A 1,494-nucleotide genomic window follows, 5' to 3' on the forward strand; every position below is an offset into this window, starting at 1 on the left:
CTTGGGCACGGTGTCGATCCTTCCAGCGAGGAGGACGTCCTCACAGGTCAGGAGTCAACCGAAGTCTGGGCAGTCCCGTGCGTACTCCCACGGGTCAGCCGTCTAGGTGTGATGTCCAGGGAGGTTGAGTACGGGCGGTCTGGCGGGTTTGATCTTGACGTGAGGGAGGGCCTCCGGGTCGGGTGTGGATTGCGACATCTGCACCAGAGACCCAGGAGGCCCTCGTGGTCCACGTTAACGCCCCGTTGTCCCCGACCGGTCGGTTGCGTCTGGCTCGCTGCGTGGTGGAGCAGGGATGGTCACTGCGCCGCGCTGCGGAGCGGTTCCAGGTCGGTGTGACCACCGCGGCCCGCTGGTCCCAGCGTTACCGGGTCGGAGGCGAAGCGGCGATGATGGATCGGTCGAGCCGACCTCGTCGCAGCCCGTCTCGGACCTCGACGCGCCGGGAGCGGTTGCGTCCCCGGAGATGGTGTACGGCGTCGTTGCTGGTGATCGGCGTGGGGTCGGGATATGAGACGGCCACCGCGTGATCCTTCGAGTGTTCTGGTTCTCGAGGGAGGAGACGCGATGGCCGCGTCAGACAGTGTGAACGATGTAGCGGGTTGGCTTGATGACCGGCTCGCCGAAGCCAGCCCGGACCTTGCTGCGGGCGATGATCAAGCAGTTCGCCGACACCCTGATGGCCGTCGAGGCGGACACGGTGTGCGGGGCCGGTTATCGCGAACGGTCCGACGGTCGGGTGAACTCCCGCAACGGGTACCGGGCCCGGGAGTGGGGCACCCGCGCCGGCACGGTGGAGTTGGCGATCGGAGAAGCTCCGGACGGGATCGTATTTCCCGGAGTGGCTGTTGGAGCGGCGTCGGCGCGCCGAGCAGGCCCTGGTCTCGGTGGTGGCGACCAGCTATCTGCTCGGGGTCTCGACCCGGCGGGTGGAGAAGCTGGTCGGCCAGCTCGGCATCGCCGGATTGTCGAAGTCCCAGGTCTCGGAGATGGCCAAGAGCCTCGACGAGCAGGTGGAGGCGTTCCGGTCGCGCCCGCTCGACGACGGCCCGTATGCGTTCGTCTGGCTGGACGCGCTCACTCAGAAGGTGCGCGAGCACGGGCGCACGCAGGTCGTGCACGCCCTGATCGCGGTCGGGGTGACCGCCGACGGGCAGCGTGAGGTGCTCGGGCTGGAGGTCGTCTCCGGTGAGGACGGCGCCGGCTGTCGACGACGGCCTGAGACTGACCCCCTGACGTCGGATTGGGATTGACCCCTTCTGGGCGACGCTGAGGGGGTGTTGTCGGTGGAGGACTGGTCCGAGATCCGTCGTCTGCATCGGGCGGAGGGTGTCCCGATCAAGGAGATCTCCCGCCGGCTGGGAGTCGCGCGGAACACGGTGCGTTCGGCGCTGCGGGCGCCGGGCCCACCGCGGCGGGAACGGGGCCCGCGGGGTTCGCTGGCTGATGCGGTCGAGCCGCAGGTGCGGGCTCTGTTGGCGCAGTTCCCGCGGA

At 68.8% G+C, this 1,494-nt stretch carries 1 protein-coding gene and 2 pseudogenes; all 3 read left to right on the forward strand.

Annotated elements, in window-relative coordinates:
* Positions 1-224 precede the first annotated feature (224 nt).
* Positions 225-452, forward strand: a pseudogene (locus tag FVA95_RS28690) (leucine zipper domain-containing protein); the annotation flags it as partial.
* Positions 453-567: 115 nt separating this feature from the next.
* A pseudogene (locus tag FVA95_RS28695) lies at positions 568-1,205 on the forward strand (transposase); the annotation flags it as partial.
* A 72-nt stretch (positions 1,206-1,277) separates the two neighbouring features.
* The coding region (locus FVA95_RS28700) for a sigma factor-like helix-turn-helix DNA-binding protein (protein ID WP_193564260.1) at positions 1,278-1,494 on the forward strand (217 nt) is incomplete at its 3' end.

Origin of the sequence: Pseudonocardia sp. EV170527-09 (genome assembly GCF_008369905.1) — a bacterium.
In the GTDB taxonomy this organism is placed as follows: Bacteria; Actinomycetota; Actinomycetes; order Mycobacteriales; family Pseudonocardiaceae; genus Pseudonocardia.